This is a genomic window from Pseudomonas sp. MF08831 (assembly GCF_059862645.1).
Genome location: NZ_JCBCUX010000017.1, coordinates 120,047 through 139,405, shown reverse-complemented (window position 1 = coordinate 139,405; position 19,359 = coordinate 120,047). Strand labels below are relative to the sequence as shown.

Here is a 19,359-nt window from a genome sequence, read left to right as displayed (position 1 = left end):
TGCTCGCCACACAAAGCCTGCTGGCGCCTCCAAGCCGGTTTGCAACAACACCATCCCGAAGGCTGTAAAAGACTATTACCCAGTAGAATGTACTAACCAGTTACTTATCTTGCTAACATTCGACCTTTAGTCACTCACCTTCGAGTCCTGTCGACATGAAACGAGCATCCCGCGCCGCTGGCGCCTCACGATATCTTCTGCTGGGCCTGGGCATCATCATTGCCCTGCTCGGCGTGGCCCTGGCCGTTGGCGGCGCCAAACTGGTCAGCCTGGGCGGTTCCTGGTACTTCCTGATCGGTGGCGTGGCCATGGCCGTTTCCGGCCTGTTGATCGCGCGGCGCAACCCGGCTGGCGCGTGGCTGTTCGCCGCTTTTCTGGTGGGCACGGCTGTCTGGGCAGTGGCGGACGTAGGGCTGGTGTACTGGCCGCTGTTTTCGCGGCTGTTCATGTTTGCGGTGATCGGCGTGGTGGTGGCGTTGGTGTATCCGCTGCTGGTGGGCAAGCCCGCTCGCGGCGCGTATGGCATTGCTGCCGTGTTGGCAGCAGGCGTGGCCGTCGCTGCAGGCAACATGTTTGTGGCGCACCCAAGCGTGGCGCCCACCGGTAAAGGCCCAGGCATCACGCCAGTGGCTGCAGCCGATGCACAAAAAGACTGGGCCCACTACGGCAACACCGAAGGCGGCAGCCGTTTTGCAGCGCTGGACCAGATCAACCGCGACACCGTCAACAAGCTCAAAGTGGCGTGGACCTACCACACCGGCGACGTTGCCATCAGCGACGGCAACGGTGCCGAAGACCAACTGACGCCCCTGCAGATCGGCAACAAGGTGTTTATCTGCACGCCGCACAACAACCTGATCGCGCTGGATGCCGACACCGGCAAAGAGCTGTGGAAGAACGAAGTCAATGCCAAATCGGCGGTGTGGCAGCGTTGCCGTGGCATGGCGTATTTCGACGCCACCGCGCCCATCGCTCAGCCGACCCAACCCAACAGCTCGCCGATCATGGCCGCCAGCGTGCCAGCCGGTGCGCAATGCCAGCGTCGCCTGCTGACCAACACCATTGACGCACGCCTGATTGCGGTGGATGCCGACACCGGCAAGTTCTGCGAAGACTTCGGCACCCACGGCCAAGTGGACCTGAAAGCCGGCCTGGGCGATGTGCCAGACAGCTACTACCAATTGTCGTCGGCACCGTTGATGGCCGGCACCACCGTCGTGGTGGGTGGCCGCGTCGCCGACAACGTACAAACCGACATGCCCGGCGGCGTGATCCGTGGTTTCGACGTGATCACCGGCCAAATGCGCTGGGCCTTCGACCCCGGCAACCCCGAAGACAAACAAGCGCCAGCCGCCGGCAGCACCTATGTGCGCAGCACGCCGAACAGCTGGGCGCCAATGTCATACGACCCGCTGATGAACACGGTTTTTCTGCCGATGGGCAGCTCGTCCACCGACATCTATGGCGTTGAACGTACCCAACTGAATCACAAATACGGCGCCTCGGTGTTGGCGCTGGACGCCTCCACCGGCGCAGAAAAGTGGGTGTACCAGACCGTCCACAATGACCTGTGGGACTTCGACCTGCCGATGCAGCCGAGCCTGATCGATTTCACCCCACCGGGCAGCGACAAGGCAGTACCGGCTGTGGTGATCGGCACTAAGGCCGGGCAGATCTACGTGCTCGACCGCGCCACCGGCAAGCCGCTGACAGACGTCAAGGAAGTGCCGGTCAAGGCCGCGAACATTCCCAACGAGCCGTATTCGTTGACCCAGCCTAAATCGGTGGGCATGCCGCAGATCGGCGCGCAAACCCTGAACGAATCGGACATGTGGGGCGCCACGCCCTACGACCAATTGCTGTGCCGTATCGACTTCAAGGGCATGCGCTACGAAGGCCTGTACACCGCGCCGGGCACCGATAAATCGCTGAGTTTCCCAGGCTCGCTGGGCGGCATGAACTGGGGCAGCATTTCCACCGACCCGGTGCACGGTTTTATCTTCGTCAACGACATGCGCCTGGGCCTGTGGATCCAGATGGTGCCGTCGCAGAACAAGGCCCAGGCCTCGTCCGGTGGCGAAGCGCTGAACACCGGCATGGGCGCGGTGCCACTCAAGGGCACGCCGTATGCGGTGAACAAAAACCGCTTCCTGTCGGTGGCCGGCATCCCGTGCCAGGCGCCGCCGTTCGGCACCCTGACCGCCATCGACATGAAGACCCAGCAGATCGCCTGGCAAGTGCCGGTGGGCACGGTTGAAGACACCGGTCCGCTGGGCATCCGCATGCACCTGCCGATCAAGATTGGCCTGCCGACCCTCGGCGGCACGCTGTCCACCCAGGGCGGCCTGATCTTTATCGCCGGCACCCAGGACTTCTACCTGCGCGCCTTCAACAGCGGCAACGGTGATGAAGTCTGGAAGGCCCGCCTGCCGGTGGGCAGCCAAGGCGGCCCGATGACCTATGTGTCGCCGAAAACCGGCAAGCAATACATCGTCATCACCGCCGGCGGCGCGCGCCAGTCCACTGACCGTGGCGACTACGTGATCGCCTACGCCCTGCCATAACCCTGTGTTCGCGCGGTGCCGCCCCCGGCACCGCGCTTTTTTGTCTGGAAAACCACGCATGACCCCCACTTCTCATTTGCCCCTTGGCCGCCTGGTGCTGGGCCTGGCCTTTGCTGCCGCCCTGCCCGTTCAAGCCGACGACACCACCCTGACCGGCGACTGGGGCGGCCTGCGCCGTGAACTCGACGAGCAAGGCATCCGCTTCACCGGCGACTACAGCGGCGAAACCGCCTACAACGCCGACGGCGGCCAACACCGTTCGGCGCGCTACTCGCAAAACATCAAGCTTGGCGTGCAGTTCGACCTGGGCAAGCTCTACGGCCTGAACAATGGCGACCGCATCCAGCTGACCATCAACGACCGGCGCGGCAACAGCGCCTCCGAAGACCTGGTGGGCAACCGCCTGCCGATCCAGGAAAACTACGGCGGCCTCTACACCCGCCTCACCGAATTGAGCTACGAACGCACGCTGTTCACCCCCGCGCTGAACGTCAAGCTTGGCTACATGGCCATGGGCAACGACCTCGGCGGCCTCGACAGCGGCATCCTGTGCAACTTCATGAACGCCGGTTTCTGCGGGCACCCGCTGAACATGTCCGGCGGCAGCGGCTGGGCCAACTACCCCAACGCACACCTGGGCGCACGGGTGAAATACGACTTTTCGCCGGCGTGGCAACTGCGCGTGGCGGCGTTTAATGTCGACCCGTCGAGCAACGGCAATTCCAGCCGCGCCTGGCACTTGGGGCCCAAGCACACCACCGGCACCGTGGTGCCTATCGAGCTGGTCTACAAACACGCGGGCACGCTGCCGGGTGAATACAAGCTGGGTTATTACTACGACAGCTCCGATGTGAAACGCATCGGCAGCAATAAAACCGTCAGCGGTCGCGGCGGTCACTACCTGCTGATCGACCAGGCCGTGTGGGCGTCCAGCGCATCCGCCGGTCGCGTGCTGCACGCCTTCGGCCAATACTCGGCCGCCAGTGAGGCCGCCTCGCCGTTCAGCAAGTGGTATAGCGCGGGCGTGGTGCTGTACAAACCGTTCGAAGGCCGCCCGCGCGACACCGTCGCCCTGGGTTACGGCCACGCGGTGCCGAACCCTCGCAGTCGCGACGTGCAGGAACTGGCAGCGTTCAACGCGGGGACGGACTATCCGAACCTGAACAATGCCGAGCAGTTGATCGAACTCAGTTATGGCTACCAGGCCACGCCGTGGCTGACGTTGCGTCCGGATGTGCAATACATCATTGAGCCGGGGACGTTTTCGGGTACAGAGATCGACAATGCACTGGTGCTGGGCTTGCAGGTCAAGGCAGTGTTCTAGGCCGCGCCGTTCAGCCACAAAACGCCGCCGGTACCGCCCTGCCCAAGGCCCGCTCCCACATTCGAACTTTTGCTGACGCAAAAACCACCGCCTGAACACGGTGAAAAGTGTGGGAGCTGGCTTGCCTGCGATGGCGGTAGACCAGTCCCCAACAGGCTGACCGTCACGCCCTCATCGCGGGCAAGCCCGCTCCCACATTGATCTTCTGCTGGCGCAAAACCACCGCCTGAACACGGTAAACAGTGTGGGAGCTGGCTTGCCTGCGATAGCGGTAGACCAGTCCCCAACAGATTGACCGTCACACCCTCATCGCGGGCAAGCCCGCTCCCACATTCGATCTTCTGCTGGCGCAAAACCACCGCCTGAACACGGTAAAAAATGTGGGAGCTGGCTTGCCTGCGATCCCGGTAGACCAGTCCCCAACAGCTTGACTGACACACCCTCATCGCGGGCAAGCCCGCTCCCAAATTGATCTTTTGCTGGCGCAAAACCACCGCCTGAACACGGTAAAAATGTGGGAGCTGGCTTGCCTGCGATGGCGGTAGACCAGTCCCCAACAGGCTGACCGTCACGCCCTCATCACGGGCAAGCCCGCTCCCACATTGATCTTCTGCTGGCGCAAAACCACCGCCTGAACACGGTGAAAAGTGTGGGAGCTGGCTTGCCTGCAATCGCGGTAGACCAGTCCCCAACAGATTGACCGTCACACCCTCATCGCGGGCAAGCCCGCTCCCACATTGATCTTTCGCTGGCGCAAAACCACCGCCTGAACACGGTAAAAATGTGGGAGCTGGCTTGCCTGCGATAGCGGTAGACCAGTCCCCAACAGCTTGACTGACACACCCTCATCGCGGGCAAGCCCGCTCCCACATTGATCTTCGGCTGGCGCAAAACCACCGCCTGAACACGGTAAAAATGTGGGAGCTGGCTTGCCTGCGATAGCGGTAGACCAGTCCCCAACAGCTTGACTGACACACCCTCATCGCGGGCAAGCCCACTCCCACATTGATCTTTTGCTGGCGCAAAACCACCGCCTGAACACGGTAAAAATGTGGGAGCTGGCTTGCCTGCGATAGCGGTAGATCAGTCGATCTAGTCGGCAACTGACACGCTGCACTCGCGATGCAAGCCCTGGATCATCAACCGCCCTGGTTAAATTGGGCACCGGTATCGACAAAACGCAGGCCAGGGCTCTGCGCGCCAAGGCGGTGCTTCAGCTCACCCCTGTTGCGCAACGCAGCAACATTCGCTGCCGAATCAATCATAGTCATCGTCGCTATCGTCACTGCCGCTATCCTGCGCACTGTATTGCTCGAGCATGAACTGGTCGTTTTCCTCTTTCTCCGCCGGGGTCAGGTGTGTGCTTTCATCCCACAGTCTTCGTTGTGCGGGCGTCAGGTCATATTCATCCACAAATCGTTCTGCAGGCAGTATGTTTTTGACTTCGGGTGTGAGGTTCGTATCGCGCAGTTCGGCGGATGGCGTGTAGTGACCGCTCGAGTTTGTCCAAAACTCGGGCTGGCCATCTTTTATGTAAATAGTCCCCGCATACATCACATCAGTAGTCCCTCCCTTCAGTGATTTCAGCCCGCTGGTCAGTGCTGAGTGCCCCTCCACCCAGCCGGGGTTGGTTCGCAAGTTGTAGGGGTAAGGCTTGCCTTGAGGGGTGAGGCCTTTGTTCATCGAGCCGACATACACCCTGTCCGGTTCATCCGCACGTATAACAAATGCGTACGCACCATCGGCAATAAACGGCTTGGCGTCCCGCGGGTCTTGCGAAGTCAACGCATAGCGCCCACTTGGCCTTCGATTGAACTCCAATATTTGTTCAGGGGCCGCGGGTCTTTGTTGCGTGGTGCCTGCAATGTGTTCCTTGAGTGGAACGAATTCAGTTCTGCCCCCGCCGGCAACCCCTCTTCGTTTCCAAATACCGGCGTTGTCCGGCTTGGCAATTTTCCCGCTACTGACTAGTTTTCCGGGGTTGTGCGGGTCTTTGACACGCAATAGAAAATAGCCGCCCCCTGCATCTGGCTTATCAGCGACGAAGTACTTTTGCCCCGCATACTCTACTTCTCGCATCTGCCCGATAGCGCCCGACGTATCAGCCGCAGGACTCACCTTAGGCGCACCCTCAAGGGGAACGGACACCGCCTCGGTATTTTTCAACGCATTGTTAACGCGCACCAATTCGAAATCGTTGGTCTCAGGGTTGTGTTTCCAGAAGTACTTCAGAGGAGTTGCGGCGGCAGGTCGTTCACCTAACCCCACCTCCACGCCAATTGAGGCAAGTTCATGTACCAGTTGCAGGCCTGATAACACCGCCGCCGCACTGCCGCCTACGCGGTCGTCGGCGGTCATGCCATAGATGGCGTCATGGACGCCAAAGACCACATTGCCCACATTGCCCACCACAGGTAGGTAACCGAAGGTATTGCCCCAAAAGTCTTTCGCAGACTTCCAGTTTTGCTGTGAGGAACCAAATACTTCAGTTTGGTCGGACCACACGGCATTTTTGGCGTTGACCTCTTGGTATTGAGTGGCAATACCGGCATTCAAATCGCCGTATTTCAACCGATAATCCGTCGCTCGCGACTCGGTGTAGTTAAACGTCTCCCAGACCGGCACCCCTTTATCTTTGAGAAAACTGGCGTACCCCGGATAGTGGGCATTAGTGCCCTCAATAAAACTATCAAGCACACGTTCCGCCTTTGGCCAATGTGCATCGTGCCTGCCTTGTCTGTCGCTGGCATTGAAACCGCGCAGCAGATCACTTCGATTGTTTTTAGCCCACTGGGCGAATGCCTTGTCGCCCGTTATTTCATGGACCATGCCGTTCTTTAAGTCGACCATCACGCCCTGGTTAGGCCTGTGCTCAGGCTTACCGTCATAGGGGGTATTGGGAATAAAGGCATACCCTGCCAATGGATAGCCATACAGGTTGGGAATAATGACCTGCCCATTTTTTTGCAACGTTCGCTTGATAGCCTCTTGACCTTCAAGGCTTAACTTTTCGAAACTTTCTTTATCGTTAGACAGGTGCTGCAAGGTGCCGCGTACCGCATAGGCGTCCGCTTTTCCGGAGCGTTTGGACAGCGCGCCGTTAGCATCCCGCATGGGCGTTGCTATTTCATTTTCCCAATGTTTCTGAAGCTGTTTGCCCTGTAATTCCAGATCGGCGACCTTGGTCAGGTCTTGTTTTTCGATTTCCATGAATTGGAAATTGACCGGGCCTCCTCGCTGCACTTTGTCATGCGCGAGGGCGCCGGCTGCAATTTCCCAGGCAAAGTAGGTGCGTTTGTCGGTGTTGGTCAGTGCTTCGGGTCGCCCTTTGCCGGTGTAGGAGGTGAACGTCACTGTGACCTTTTCATGCGGGTCGTACCCTGCCGCTAATAACCCACCGCTGAAGTAACCCGCCGGTTCCAGGAACTGGCGCACCTTCTGGAACCTGATATTGCTTTCGCCTTCGCTACCACTTTCTACGTTTTGGATTTGCGTCACGACACGACCGGCATAGGCATCGATACGCTTCAGTCGCTCCTGTTGCGTATAGCTCGCCGTCGGCGGGGTGACGGTAACGGCTCCATAGATCACCGCTTTGGCAACATCAGACTCGTGATTGGGGGCTGGAGGGGCAATCGGTTTCTGCCCAAGACTGACCTGTTTATCCTCAGAACCGGTCATTTCTCCCGGAACACTGTTTTGCAAAGGTGGCGACGCGTCGACTGCTCGGGGATTACGGCTCTGCCCTTGAGCGGGTCCGATACCGGCGCCAAAGGGGTTGGCGTTGGCGGCTGGAGGAACGGGGGAAGACGGACTTATATTCATCATCGGCTGGCTTTTTCTGACTGTTGCCCTGGATAAGCCCCCCCGCAATTGAAGATCCAGGCCGGATCAAGCACCGGATGCTTCGGTTTGGGGAGCCTCGTTCACCGGTGTTGTTTTTTCGTACAAAAACCGCACGAACTTACCTACACCAGCGACCAATCAGTCGTACGCCAGAGTGAATAGGTTCCCTCACTGAAAACGTCGTTTGTTACGTGGTGTTTTCGCCAATTCCTACGGTAGCTGTGCGTAGGGCACCTTCGGGTGCGCCGGTTTTCCTATTGACCGGTCTGCTAGCCCGCCTACAGCCGCCACCCTCGTTTAGCCGCGTTGGCGCTAGCGTCCTTGTTCAATAGCAGCTGCACCATGGATAAAGTCGTCCCCAACCGGCCCCTCGGTTAAGCCAAAGCCCGGGCGGGGGAAGATTCTGGCGGTGTGGCATTGGCTGGAGATGGCCAAGACCACAGTGGATCGCTCCAGCGAATGCCTGAACCCAACAAAAACCACGGCCTGAATAAACGCGGTCAAAAAAATGTGGGAGCTGGCTTGCCAGCTCCCACCGTTGATCTACAGCGCGCTGAGGTTATTTGGACACGGGCATCGCAAACTCCGCGCCCTGCTCGATGCTCTCTGACCAGCGCTGCATGATCGACTTCTGCTTGGTGTAGAAGCGCACGCCTTCAGTGCCGTAGGCGTGCATGTCGCCAAACAAGCTCTTCTTCCAGCCGCCAAAGCCGTGCCAGGCCATCGGCACCGGAATCGGCACGTTGATGCCGACCATGCCCACTTCGATACGCCGGGCAAACTCGCGGGCAATGTTGCCGTCGCGGGTGAAGCAACTGACGCCGTTGCCGAATTCGTGGTCGTTGACCAGCTTGATCGCCTCACCGAAGTCATTCACGCGCACGCAGGCCAGCACCGGGCCGAAGATTTCTTCGCGGTAGATGCTCATGTCTTTCGTCACGTGGTCGAACAAGGTTGCGCCGAGCCAGAAGCCGTTTTCCAGGCCCGGTTCGCTGGGCACATAGTCGCGCCCGTCGAGCAGCAGTTTTGCCCCGGCTTGCACGCCTTGTTCGATATAGCCGCTGATGCGCTCCAACGCAGCCCGCGACACGATCGGGCCCATCTCGGCTTTCAAATCGCGGCCGTCGGTGATGCGCAATGTCTTCGCGCGCTCGGTCAAGGCGGCGATGATCTTATCGCCCACATCACCCACCAGCACCGCCACCGAAATCGCCATGCAGCGCTCGCCGGCACTGCCATAGGCGGCGCCCATCAGCGCGTCGACGGTTTTTTCGATGTCCGCGTCGGGCATCACCACCATGTGGTTTTTCGCGCCGCCCAGGCCTTGCACACGCTTGCCATTGCGCGCGCCGGTCTCGTAGATGTATTGCGCAATCGGCGTGGAGCCGACAAAGCTCACGGCCTTGACGTCCGGGTGTTCGAGCAGGGCATCCACCGCTTCCTTGTCGCCCTGTACCACGTTGAACACGCCTTTGGGCAAGCCGGCTTCGCGCAGCAACTCAGCCATGAACAGCGAAGCGCTCGGGTCGGTCGGGCTGGGCTTGAGGATGAAGGTGTTGCCCGCCGCGATGGCGATCGGGTACATCCACATCGGCACCATCACCGGGAAGTTGAACGGCGTCACGCCGGCCACCACGCCCAAGGGTTGGCGCAGGGTCCAGTTGTCCATGCCCCGCGACACCTGGTCGGAATGTTCGCCCTTGAGCAGGTTGGGAATGCCGCACGCGAATTCGAGGATGTCGATGCCCCGGTCGACTTCGCCCTGGGCGTCGGTGAACACCTTGCCGTGTTCGGCGACGATGATGCGCGCCAGGTCGTCTTTGCGGTCACGCAGCAGGTGCAGGTATTCGAACAGTACGCGGGCACGGCGGATCGGCGGGGTGTCGGCCCAACCGGCGAAGGCGGCCTGGGCGGCGGCGACGGCCTCGCCCACGGTCTGGCGGCTGGCCAAGGCCACGCGACCGGTCACCTCACCGGTGGCCGGGTTGTAGACGTCCTGATAGCGATCATCGCGGGAAACGCGCTGGTCGTTGATGTAATGCTCGAGGATGCTCATGGTAGTGGGTCCCAGGTCGGTAAACGTTGGAGCCCACGATAGGCTTTCAGTTTGTTCCGAACCAGAGCAGAATCCAGAACTGATTGTCCTCATAAGCGAACAATAGAATCATGGAAAAGGCTGAGATCGAAGGGCTGTGGACTCACATTCATTGGCTGTCGGTGCTTGAGGAGCAAGGCACCTACACCGCCGCTGCCGCGCGCCTGGGCGTGAGCAAATCCGCTGTCAGCCAGCGCATTTCAGACCTGGAAAAAGCCACCGGCACCCGGCTGGTCACCCGCACCACGCGCAGCGTGCGGCTGACCGATGCGGGCCTGTCACTGACCCGCGAAGTGCGCAGCGCCTATGCGCAGATCGCCCGTAGTTTCTCGTCGGTGCGCGACGCTGCCGGGGAAATTCGCGGCCTGGTACGCCTCACCGCGCCGGTGGCATTTGCCCGCCAGCAACTGGTGCCGCACCTGTCCGAATTCCTGCAACTTTACCCGCAGGTGCGCATCCAGCTGGACGTCTCGGATGCCTTGAGTTCGCTGGCGGCCGAAGGCTACGACCTGGCGGTACGGCACGGCTTCCAGGTACCGGAAACCCATGTAGCGTGGAAGCTGTGCGACACCGGCTCGGTGCTGGTCGCCACGCGCGAGTACCTGCAACAGCACGGCGAACCGCGCGAACCTGGCGACCTCACCGCGCATAACTGCCTGTACTACCCTCGGGGCACCGACCAGCCGGCATGGACCTTTGAACGCGGCGGCAAACAGGTTGAACGGGTGACCGTGCCGATCTCTGGGAGTTTTTCGACCAATAACAGTGAAGCGCTGCGCGACTCAGCGATGAACCACCTGGGCATTGCCCTGCTTCCGGATTTCAGCGCGCAGTCCGCCCTGGCCCATGGCAACTTGGTGCAGGTGCTCACGGGCTGGACGCTCAAGGGCGCGTTTGCCGATGAGATTTACCTGATTCGACCGTACTCGCCCCATGTACCGAAATCGGTCAGTACGTTAGTGAGCTATCTAAAGGATAAGTTATCCGGCGGTTTTCGATTTGTGGGTAAGTAATACACTCATACAGACAACTTAAGCGGAACCATTCTCGACAAGTAGTTATTACCGATCTACTTATAGCCAGCGGCAATAATCCAAATAACAAACTTCAAGACCTTGTAGTGAACTTGTTACCGGCGAAAGCCCGCAACAACGGGTTCTTGACGCTTTGAAAAAAGCCATACAACTAATTGTAAAGCGTAAATAAACAGCGCTGTTTAAACCGCGCCAACCTCTCGGCTTTAAACTCCTTGATGCGCAAACTTGCAAAAAAACCACAACCGGCTACGTTCATGAATACCGTGAAAGCCATCAGCCATTACGCACACAGCCAGCCCAACGGGCGAGGGACTCTATTGCTCTGAAAACAGCGCTTAACACTGACACGGAACTTAGTCTTAACTCTCAAAAGGGATGCTTTGATGAAGCGCAGCCGGTGGTACCGTGCGTTCTCGAAAAAGGGGCCAGCCGAACATTTTTGGCTGTCGTTGATAGGCTTTGCTGTGCTGGTGATCGCCAGCTTCCTGTTGTTTGAACAACAGATCCAAGACTTCCTGCTTCACCTCAACCTGTATCAACCTTCGACGCCTGCCCAAGCATTCAACCTGGCACTGCTGCTGCTCGCCCTGCTCGCCCTCGATGTGGTGTTGCCGGTGCCGTCAAGCCTGGTGGCGTTGCTGGCGGTGGCCATGCTCGGCAGCCTCGGCGGTTACCTGGTGATTTTCATAGGGCTGTGCCTGGGCGCCGGGCTGGGCTATGTGCTGGGCGCCGGCTATTTGCGCTTGCTGTCCGGCCGCCTTGGCTTGCATCAGCGCCAGCCAGGGCAGTTGGCGTATCGGTTGAGCACATTGTCGTTGATTTGCCTGCGTGGCGTGCCGGTGCTGGCGGAAACCTCGGTGGTCGCCGCCGGCATGCAACGCTATCCGCTGCGCGCATTTTTGCTGATCACCACCCTGGCCAATGCCGGACTGGCACTGGCTTACACCGCCATCGGCACGCTGCTGATCGAGCAGAACTCACTGCTGGTCACCCTCCTCGCCAGCATGGTGTTGCCGCTGGCGTTTATGGCCGGTTATAGCCTGCTCAAACGCAAACCCGCTGGGCAGCAGCCGCTGCGCGGACGGTTCGAGGTCAGTTACGACTACCCGGTGATGTTCACCGATCACGTGTTTGATCCGCTTAACCCGTGCCTGCATCGCGCGCTCATCACCCAGCACGCGGCACCGGTGACGGTGATGGTGTTCGCCGATGCGCAACTGCTGCACAGCGCCCCACAGTTGCTGGCTCAAATCGACGCCTATTTCGCTGCCCATGCAGACCTGCATTTGCAAACCGCTCCCATCGCCGTGCCGGCGGGTGAACTGAGCAAAACCGCACGCGTGCTGGAGCAGCTCTACACCGACATGCTGCAACACGGCCTGGACCGGCATTGCTACGTGCTGGCCCTGGGCGGCGGCGCGGTGCTGGATGCGGTGGGCTACGCCTGCGCCACCTTCCACCGCGGCATCCGCCTGATCCGTATTCCCAGCACGGTGCTGGCCCAGAACGACGCCGGCATCGGCGTGAAAAACGGCATCAATGCCTTCGGCCAGAAGAACCTGCTGGGCACCTTTTGCCCTGCCACGGCGGTGATCAACGACTTCCAACTGCTCACCAGCCTCACCCGCCGCGACCAGATCGCCGGGCTGGCCGAAGCGGTCAAGGTAGCGCTGATCAAGGACCAGGCGTTTTTCGCGTGGATGGAACAACACGCCGATGCCCTCGCCCGCTTTGATCACCCGGCCAGCCGCCACGCGATTCGCCGCTGCGCCGAGCTGCACCTGGCGCACATCACCGGCGCCGGCGACCCGTTCGAACGCGGCAACGGTCGGCCGCTGGATTACGGCCATTGGGCCGCGCACAAATTGGAGAACCTCAGCCAGCACCGGCTGCGCCATGGCGAAGCGGTCGCGGTGGGCATGGCATTGGATGGGCTGTATGCGAATGCCTTGGGGTTGTTGAGCGATACCGACACTGAGCGAGTGATGAGCCTGCTGCGCAAACTGGGGTTCAACCTGTGCCCGCCTGAACTGACCTTGAGAGATGCGCAGGGCCGCTCGCCGCTGTTGCTGGGGCTGGAGGAGTTCCGCCAGCACCTGGGAGGGCAACTGTCGATCCCCATGCTCAACCGCATCGGCCAGTCGGTGGACCTGCATGAAATCGACAGCGCGACGATGGAGGCCGCGCTGCAACGCTTGTCGACCGCAAGCGAAGCAGCGCTGACGCTGGACGAGGGTTACGCACAATGAGCCCGATGAAAACCTGGATGACCCTGGGCCGCGTCTCCAACCTGCCCACGGTATGGACCAACACCCTCGCTGCGGCCCTGCTCGCCAGCAGCGCCGGCGCCCTGGCACCGCCGTCGTCGCTGGTGTGGGGGCTGCTGCTGATCACGCTGTCGTTGCTGTACCTGGCCGGCATGCTGTTGAACGACTGGCTCGACGCCGACTGGGACCGGCAACACCACAACCCGCGTCCGATCACGCTGGGTTTGGCCAGCCGGCAGCAAGTCGGCCTGGCCACGGCGCTGCTGCTGATACTCGCCGCCGCGGCGGTGCTGGGCCTGAGCCGCTTGATCGACGAGCCGCATTGGCTGCTTGGCAGCGTGGTGCTGTTGGTGGGCTGCATCGTCGGCTACAACCTGCTGCACAAGAAATACGCCCACAGCGTGTGGCTGATGGGCGCCTGTCGCTCGGCGCTGTACCTCACGGCGGCGGCCAGCCTGGCGGTGCCGCCGGAGCCGATCTGGCTGTGCGCGATGCTGCTCGGCGTGTACATCAGCGGCCTGACCTACCTGGCGCGCCAGGAACACCGCAACCAGCTGATCAGCCGCTTGCCATTGCTGCTGATGCTCAGCCCATTGGCTCTGGCGTTCTACTCCAACACGCTGTGGTTCTGGCCGGTGCTGCTGCTGTGGCTGGGCTGGCTGGGCTGGCATTACCGCAAGCACCTGGCCAACCCGCAACACCGGCAAGTCAGGGCGTTTATCGGTGCAGGGCTGGCCGCCTTGCCGCTGTTTGACGCACTGGTTTTGGCGGTGGCCAATCAACCGATGGGCAGCCTGTTGTGTGTGGTGGTGTTTTTCCTGCTTCCCCACTTCCAGCGTTGGATCAAGCCGACATGAACATGCGCCAGGATGGCCTCGCCGCACACCTTCAAGCCCTGACCCAGCAACTGACCGCCGCCCAACTGGAGTGGTGGCAGCAGGCGCAGGCGCAGCTCGCCCAGCAACCCAACGCCACCCTGGCGGCGTTGTTGAGCGGCCAATGCAAGCGCCTGCTGCCCGCGTCGGCCGTGGAGTTGGCACGTGCACTGGTGCTGGCCAAAGCACTCGAACACACCCCGGTAACCGAGCAGGTGCCGCTGCTGCGTCAGCTGTTCCTGTGGGGTGACGACCAGGAAAAAATCGCCCTGCTGGGTGCCCTCGACTGGCTCGACAGCGACGGCCTTTGCGTGGCGCTGGCCCTGCAGGCCGGGCGCACCAGCAACCCGCAGGTATTCGCCGCCCTCGCCCTCGACACGGCCTACCCGTCACGCCATTACCCGGAGCGCGCCTTTCACCAACTGGTACTCAAAGCGCTCGGCATGGGCCTCGACGTGGGGCGCGTGGTGGGGCTCACGCAGCGCCAGGGCGTCACGCTCAACCAACTGGCCCTTGACCTGCTCGATGAACAGCTCGCGGCCGAGCGCACCGTGTCCCCAGGGCTGCCCACCGTCATCGCCTTTGACCTGCTCAGCGCCGCGCAACGCCAGCGCCTGCGAAGCCTGAGCCTGCCGCCGCAATGGCGCGCCTACCTGAACTGACACCGCACAACGCCGCCCCTGCCCTTGACGAGGATTCACCATGCTCAAGTACTTCGATCCGCATATTCATATGGTCAGCCGCACCACCGACGACTACCAGAACATGGCCGCCGCCGGCATCACCGGCGTGATCGAACCGGCGTTCTGGCAGGGCCAGGCACGCACCAGTGTCGGCAGTTTCGTCGACTACTTTGACACGCTGCTCGGCTGGGAACGCTTTCGCGCGAGCATGTTTGGCATTCATCACTTCTGCACCATCGGCCTTAACCCCAAAGAAGCGAATGACCTGTCGATCGCCAATGAAGTGCTGCAGATTCTGCCGCGCTACCTGGTCAAGGACGGCGTGGTGGCAGTGGACGAAATCGGCTACGACGACATCACCCCTGAAGAGGACCGCTTTCTTGCCGCGCAGCTGGAGCTGGCCAAGCAATTCAACCTGCCGGTGCTGGTGCACACGCCGCACCGCGACAAGATCGGCGGCACCAAACGCACCCTCGCGGTGATCCGTGAAGTGGGCATCGCCGAACACCTGGTGATCATCGACCACCTCAACGAACTGACCTTGCCGCTGGTGCTCGACAGCGAGTGCTGGCGCGGCCATTCCATCTACCCCAACACCAAGATGTCGGAGCAGCGCATGGTCGCACTGCTCAAGGAATACGGCACCGAAAAAATGGTGGTCAACAGCGCGGCGGATTGGGGCATCAGCGACCCACTCAAAGTGCCCAAGACCGGCCAGGCGATGTTGGCCGCAGGCTTCACGGAAGCCCAGGTCGAGCAGGTGCTGTTCCATAACCCGGTGGACTTTTTTGCCCAAAGTGGCCAGCTCGACAAGGCGCGGGTGAGCACGCCACTGCCCATCGACCAGCGCAAGCAATGGCAGGAAAACTCGGCCCTGCGCGGCCAGGAACCGGTGGTCAAATGAGTGCCGGCAGCGGCTGGACGGCCGCCCAACTCGGGTATTGCAGCAATGTGCACCCGACGCGCGACCTGGCCGGGTTACGGGCCTCGATCAAGCAGCATTTTCAAGGCGTGCGCAATTTGCGCGGGCTGCAGCAACAGGACAGCGGCCTGTGGATTTGCGCCCACGCGGCGGCGCAGCTGCAGCAGGAATCGGCACGCGTGCAGTTCCTGGCATTGCTCAAGCACAGCGGCTTGCGCCTGACCTCGCTGAACGGTTTTCCCTATGGCGAATTTCATCAGGGCGCCGTCAAAGCCGACGTCTACCTGCCCAATTGGGCCGACCCGCAACGCCTGGCCTACAGCCTGGACCTGGCGCGCCTCCTCGCCCATGCCTTGCCAAACGACTGCGTCCACGGCGTGATCTCCACGGTACCGCTGGGCTATGCCGCCACCTGGACGCCGGCATTGCAGGCGCGCGCCGACGAGCAACTGAGCCAACTCACCGCCGCACTCGCCCACCTGCATTGGGAAACCGGCAAGAAAATCGTGTTCTGCCTGGAGATGGAACCGGACTGCGTGCTGGAAAACACCGAGCAGGCCATCGCATTTTTCCAGCGCCGGCAATCCATGGACCCCAACCATGCCTACTTGGCGTTGTGCTTCGATGTGTGCCATCAGGCGGTGATGTTCGAAGACTGCTACCAGTCGCTGGAACGGCTGCGCGCGGCCGAGGTGCCGGTGGGCAAGATCCAGCTGTCCAACGCGATGATTTGCCGCTTGCCATCGGACGACGCCAGCCGGCGCGAACACGTGCTCACGACCCTCAGCACCTTCGCCGAACTCACGTACTTGCATCAGGTGAAAGCGCTCACGGCCCAGGGCCATCGAGTGGCCTGGCCAGACCTGCCGGCCGCCCTGAATGACTGCGCCGGGTTCGGCGAACTGCGCATTCACTTCCACATCCCACTGTTCAGCGACCACCTGTTGCTGCCCGAACTCAGCGGCAGCCAGATTGCCCTGGCGCAGACCTTCGACTACCTGGCGGCGCATGCCGATATGCGCCCGGTGCTGGAGGTGGAAACCTACAGCTGGGGCGTGCTGCCCGTTGAATTGCGGCCCGCTACCGAGGCCGCTCAATTGGCCGGCATCGCCGCTGAGCTGCGCTGGGTCGAAGAGCAACTGCGCCAGCGCAACCTGTTGCACGTGCAGGAGGCCTACGCCGATGCCCTCTGAACAACCGCTGCTGCTGATCAATGTGGTCGGGCTCACGCCCTCGCTGCTGGGCGAAGCGACGCCGCACATCAACTCCCTGCTCAAGACCGCCAAGATGGCCAGCCTGCAACCGGTGTTCCCCGCCGTAACCTCGACGGTGCAGGCCTCGATCCTCACTGGCGCACCGCCGTCGCAGCACGGGATTGTCGGCAATGGCTGGTACTTTCGCGATCAGGCCGAGGTGCGTTTCTGGCTGCAACACAATGGGTTGATCCAGGGCGAAAAGGTCTGGCACACGCTCAAGCGCGAGCTCCCGGGCTTTCGCTGCAGCCAGTTGTTCTGGTGGTACAACATGTACGCCGACGTGGACGCCGCCATCACCCCGCGCCCGCATTACCCGGCCGATGGGCGCAAACAGTTCGGGCTGTATTCGTCACCGCCCGGGCTGCATGAGCAGATCGAGGCGCAGATTGGCGAGTTCCCTTTCCATGGCTTCTGGGGGCCGGCGGCGGGCATTGCATCAAGCCGCTGGATCGTCGACTGCGCGATGGCCGAGTTCCAGATCAATCGCCCTCACCTGCAATTGATCTACTTGCCTCACCTCGACTACAGCTTGCAGCGCGTGGGGCCTGAACATCCCTCGATTGCCGATGAAGTACGCGCCATCGACGCCGAGGTGGGGCGCCTGCTGGCCTTCGCCGCGGCGCAGGGGGCGGCGGTGATGGTGCTGTCCGAGTACGGCATCGAAGCGGTCGAGCAGTCGGTGTCGATCAACCGCGTGCTGCGCGCCGAAGGCCTGTTGCAGGTGCGCCAATCCTTGAGCTGGGAACTGCTCGACCCGGGCGCCAGTGCGGCGTTTGCGGTGGCCGATCATCAGGTTGCGCACATCTACGTAAAGCAGGCACAGGACATTGCGCGGATCAAAGCCTTGCTGCAGCGCCAGCCCGGTATCGAGCAGGTGCTCGATAACGCCGAGCAACGCGCCTGGCAGCTTGACCACCCGCGCAGCGGCGAGCTGGTGGCCGTGGCCGCCGCGGGTTACTGGTTCGATTACTACTACTGGCTGGATGAGCGCAAGGCGCCGGACTTTGCGCGCACCGTGGACATCCACCGCAAGCCTGGCTACGACCCGGTCGAGCTGTTCATCGACCCGGCGATTCGCTTCCCCAAACTGAAAATGGCGCGCCGCCTGCTGCAAAAAAAGCTCGGCTTTCGCTACTACATGGACCTGATCCCGCTGGACACCACGCTGGTGCGTGGCAGCCACGGGCGCCTGCCCAGCAGCGCACAGACCGGCCCATTGCTGATCACCAATTGCGATCTGGCGTTACCGCAGCAGCTTGCGGCGACGGCAGTCAAGCAACTGCTCCTGGAACACTTCCTGGGGCGCCCACACCTCGAACTGGCCAATGCCAAGGAGCTTCCATGCGGCGAGCCTTATCTATCACTGTCCTGAGTGCACTGGCCGGTTTGGCCCAGGCCCAAGGCGCAAACACGGCCTTCGACTGCACGGATTTTCTGCAGTTTGGCGGCAATATCGACAAGACGCGAACCACCTTCACCCAAAGCCCCGAGACCCTGGCCTGGAACTGGTTTGTCTGCCTCAACCAACCGGCTGCGGCACAAAGCCCTGATCGGGCCTGGGAAACCATGAAGCCTTCAGACCAGGTTTACCTGGCCAATGGCACGCAACCCCTGCCCTACGCCCAGCGCACACCCGTGCCCGCCGCAGTGCTGACGCAAGCCCAGGCGATGGGCATGAACGTCAATCGTCTGTTCCACAACCTCAACGCCACGCAACAGGTGGACGGGCTGATCCTGGAAATGGGCGGCCAGGTGCCGCAAGCCCAGCAAGGCCAGGCGGTGCGGTTTCAACTGCTGATGGGTCCGGACACCTTCAACTACATCGTGCAGCAGAAGGTCTACAACGTGAATGGCCAGGCCGCATTGACCAGCGACCTCAACTTTCCCTCCACGGCCTGGGAACTGAAGGCCGCCTGGCTGTGGATCGGTAACAACCCGACCTACCAGCAGCAGTTGGCCAACGATGGCTACTACATCGCCCAGACCTACTACCAGCAAGGCACTGAGTACGTGGTGGGCTATGCCGCGTTGAGCGGCTTGCATGTGATCAACAAATTGAACCCCGACTGGGTGTGGACCACCTTCGAAAACCGCAACAACAGCAAGTACACCGTGACCAACGCGATCCCGCCCACGCCGATGACCAACAGCACCGGGCCGACCCCGGCGGCGCAACCGGTCAATACGAGTTTTCAGGCGAGCAACCCGACACTGGCGCAATACGAGTTGATCGGCGTGCAGTCCAATACCACGCCTACCCTGCTCGCCAACTCCCAATTGGAATCGGCGTTCCAGAACCAGTCGTCGTGTTTCGCCTGCCACGGCACCGCCGCGTATTCGCCCACCAAGGGCTACTTCAACTTCGCCCTCAAACAAGACGGCGGCATCGTCTACCCCACCGCTGCACTGCCGGCTTCCGACTTTGTCGGGTATCACAAACTGGACTTTGTCTGGTCGCTCAAACGCGCCCAGTGGCAACGCTAAGGAGCC

12 protein-coding genes are annotated in these 19,359 nt (G+C 61.3%); 10 read left to right on the top strand and 2 right to left on the bottom strand.

The window, feature by feature from the left end; translation table 11 throughout:
• Positions 1-155 precede the first annotated feature (155 nt).
• Positions 156-2,564 carry a glucose/quinate/shikimate family membrane-bound PQQ-dependent dehydrogenase gene (locus tag AC19YS_RS27935; RefSeq protein ID WP_500603121.1) on the top strand — a complete coding sequence of 803 codons (2,409 nt, stop codon included), beginning with the start codon at positions 156-158 and terminating at the stop codon, positions 2,562-2,564.
• A 58-nt stretch (positions 2,565-2,622) separates the two neighbouring features.
• The gene (locus AC19YS_RS27930) at positions 2,623-3,888 is read left to right on the top strand and encodes a carbohydrate porin (protein WP_500603120.1); all 1,266 of its coding nucleotides are present in this window, start codon (positions 2,623-2,625) and stop codon (positions 3,886-3,888) included.
• A 1,257-nt stretch (positions 3,889-5,145) separates the two neighbouring features.
• On the opposite strand, the gene AC19YS_RS27925 is transcribed toward AC19YS_RS27930, so the two are convergent.
• Positions 5,146-7,569: a hypothetical protein gene (locus AC19YS_RS27925; RefSeq protein WP_500603119.1), complete on the bottom strand. Its 2,424-nt coding sequence runs from the start codon at positions 7,567-7,569 to the stop codon at positions 5,146-5,148.
• 724 nt (positions 7,570-8,293) lie between these two features.
• Entirely contained in the window at positions 8,294-9,790 is a 1,497-nt protein-coding gene (locus AC19YS_RS27920; RefSeq protein ID WP_500603118.1) for a CoA-acylating methylmalonate-semialdehyde dehydrogenase, read from the bottom strand.
• Between the two features lie 110 nt (positions 9,791-9,900).
• Here AC19YS_RS27920 and AC19YS_RS27915 point away from each other — a divergent pair, with 110 nt between their 5' ends.
• The 8 genes from AC19YS_RS27915 to AC19YS_RS27880 all read left to right on the top strand — a co-directional run bounded on the left by AC19YS_RS27915 (position 9,901) and on the right by AC19YS_RS27880 (position 19,353).
• Complete coding sequence (locus AC19YS_RS27915) at positions 9,901-10,842, top strand: LysR family transcriptional regulator (RefSeq protein WP_500603117.1); 942 nt, start codon at positions 9,901-9,903, stop codon at positions 10,840-10,842.
• A gap of 407 nt (positions 10,843-11,249) precedes the next feature.
• On the top strand, positions 11,250-13,115 hold the full coding sequence (locus AC19YS_RS27910) for a 3-dehydroquinate synthase (RefSeq protein WP_500603115.1): 1,866 nt from the start codon (positions 11,250-11,252) through the stop codon (positions 13,113-13,115).
• 5 nt (positions 13,116-13,120) lie between these two features.
• On the top strand, positions 13,121-13,990 hold the full coding sequence (locus AC19YS_RS27905) for a UbiA family prenyltransferase (protein WP_500603143.1): 870 nt from the start codon (positions 13,121-13,123) through the stop codon (positions 13,988-13,990).
• A complete protein-coding gene (locus tag AC19YS_RS27900) occupies positions 13,987-14,670 on the top strand; it encodes an EboA domain-containing protein (protein ID WP_500603114.1) in 684 nt (227 codons plus the stop codon). Before AC19YS_RS27905 ends, AC19YS_RS27900 begins: the two co-directional genes overlap by 4 nt.
• A 40-nt stretch (positions 14,671-14,710) precedes the next feature.
• Entirely contained in the window at positions 14,711-15,595 is an 885-nt protein-coding gene (locus AC19YS_RS27895; protein ID WP_500603113.1) for a TatD family hydrolase, read from the top strand.
• Complete coding sequence (eboE, locus tag AC19YS_RS27890) at positions 15,592-16,806, top strand: metabolite traffic protein EboE (protein WP_500603112.1); 1,215 nt, start codon at positions 15,592-15,594, stop codon at positions 16,804-16,806. The genes AC19YS_RS27895 and eboE overlap by 4 nt, the downstream gene beginning before the upstream one ends.
• On the top strand, positions 16,796-18,241 hold the full coding sequence (locus AC19YS_RS27885) for an alkaline phosphatase family protein (RefSeq protein WP_500603111.1): 1,446 nt from the start codon (positions 16,796-16,798) through the stop codon (positions 18,239-18,241). Before eboE ends, AC19YS_RS27885 begins: the two co-directional genes overlap by 11 nt.
• Positions 18,211-19,353, top strand: coding sequence for a hypothetical protein (locus AC19YS_RS27880; RefSeq protein WP_500603110.1), 1,143 nt, complete (start codon positions 18,211-18,213; stop codon positions 19,351-19,353). Before AC19YS_RS27885 ends, AC19YS_RS27880 begins: the two co-directional genes overlap by 31 nt.
• Positions 19,354-19,359 lie beyond the last annotated feature (6 nt).

Bases quoted from the DNA above. Each gene is read 5' to 3' on its own strand.
- AC19YS_RS27935 (WP_500603121.1), top strand. From the start codon at position 156: ATGAAACGAGCATCCCGCGCCGCTGGCGCCTCACGATATCTTCTGCTG.
- AC19YS_RS27930 (WP_500603120.1), top strand. From the start codon at position 2,623: ATGACCCCCACTTCTCATTTGCCCCTTGGCCGCCTGGTGCTGGGCCTG.
- AC19YS_RS27925 (WP_500603119.1), bottom strand. From the start codon at position 7,569: ATGACCGGTTCTGAGGATAAACAGGTCAGTCTTGGGCAGAAACCGATT.
- AC19YS_RS27920 (WP_500603118.1), bottom strand. From the start codon at position 9,790: ATGAGCATCCTCGAGCATTACATCAACGACCAGCGCGTTTCCCGCGAT.
- AC19YS_RS27915 (WP_500603117.1), top strand. From the start codon at position 9,901: ATGGAAAAGGCTGAGATCGAAGGGCTGTGGACTCACATTCATTGGCTG.
- AC19YS_RS27910 (WP_500603115.1), top strand. From the start codon at position 11,250: ATGAAGCGCAGCCGGTGGTACCGTGCGTTCTCGAAAAAGGGGCCAGCC.
- AC19YS_RS27905 (WP_500603143.1), top strand. From the start codon at position 13,121: ATGAAAACCTGGATGACCCTGGGCCGCGTCTCCAACCTGCCCACGGTA.
- AC19YS_RS27900 (WP_500603114.1), top strand. From the start codon at position 13,987: ATGAACATGCGCCAGGATGGCCTCGCCGCACACCTTCAAGCCCTGACC.
- AC19YS_RS27895 (WP_500603113.1), top strand. From the start codon at position 14,711: ATGCTCAAGTACTTCGATCCGCATATTCATATGGTCAGCCGCACCACC.
- eboE (WP_500603112.1), top strand. From the start codon at position 15,592: ATGAGTGCCGGCAGCGGCTGGACGGCCGCCCAACTCGGGTATTGCAGC.
- AC19YS_RS27885 (WP_500603111.1), top strand. From the start codon at position 16,796: ATGCCCTCTGAACAACCGCTGCTGCTGATCAATGTGGTCGGGCTCACG.
- AC19YS_RS27880 (WP_500603110.1), top strand. From the start codon at position 18,211: ATGCGGCGAGCCTTATCTATCACTGTCCTGAGTGCACTGGCCGGTTTG.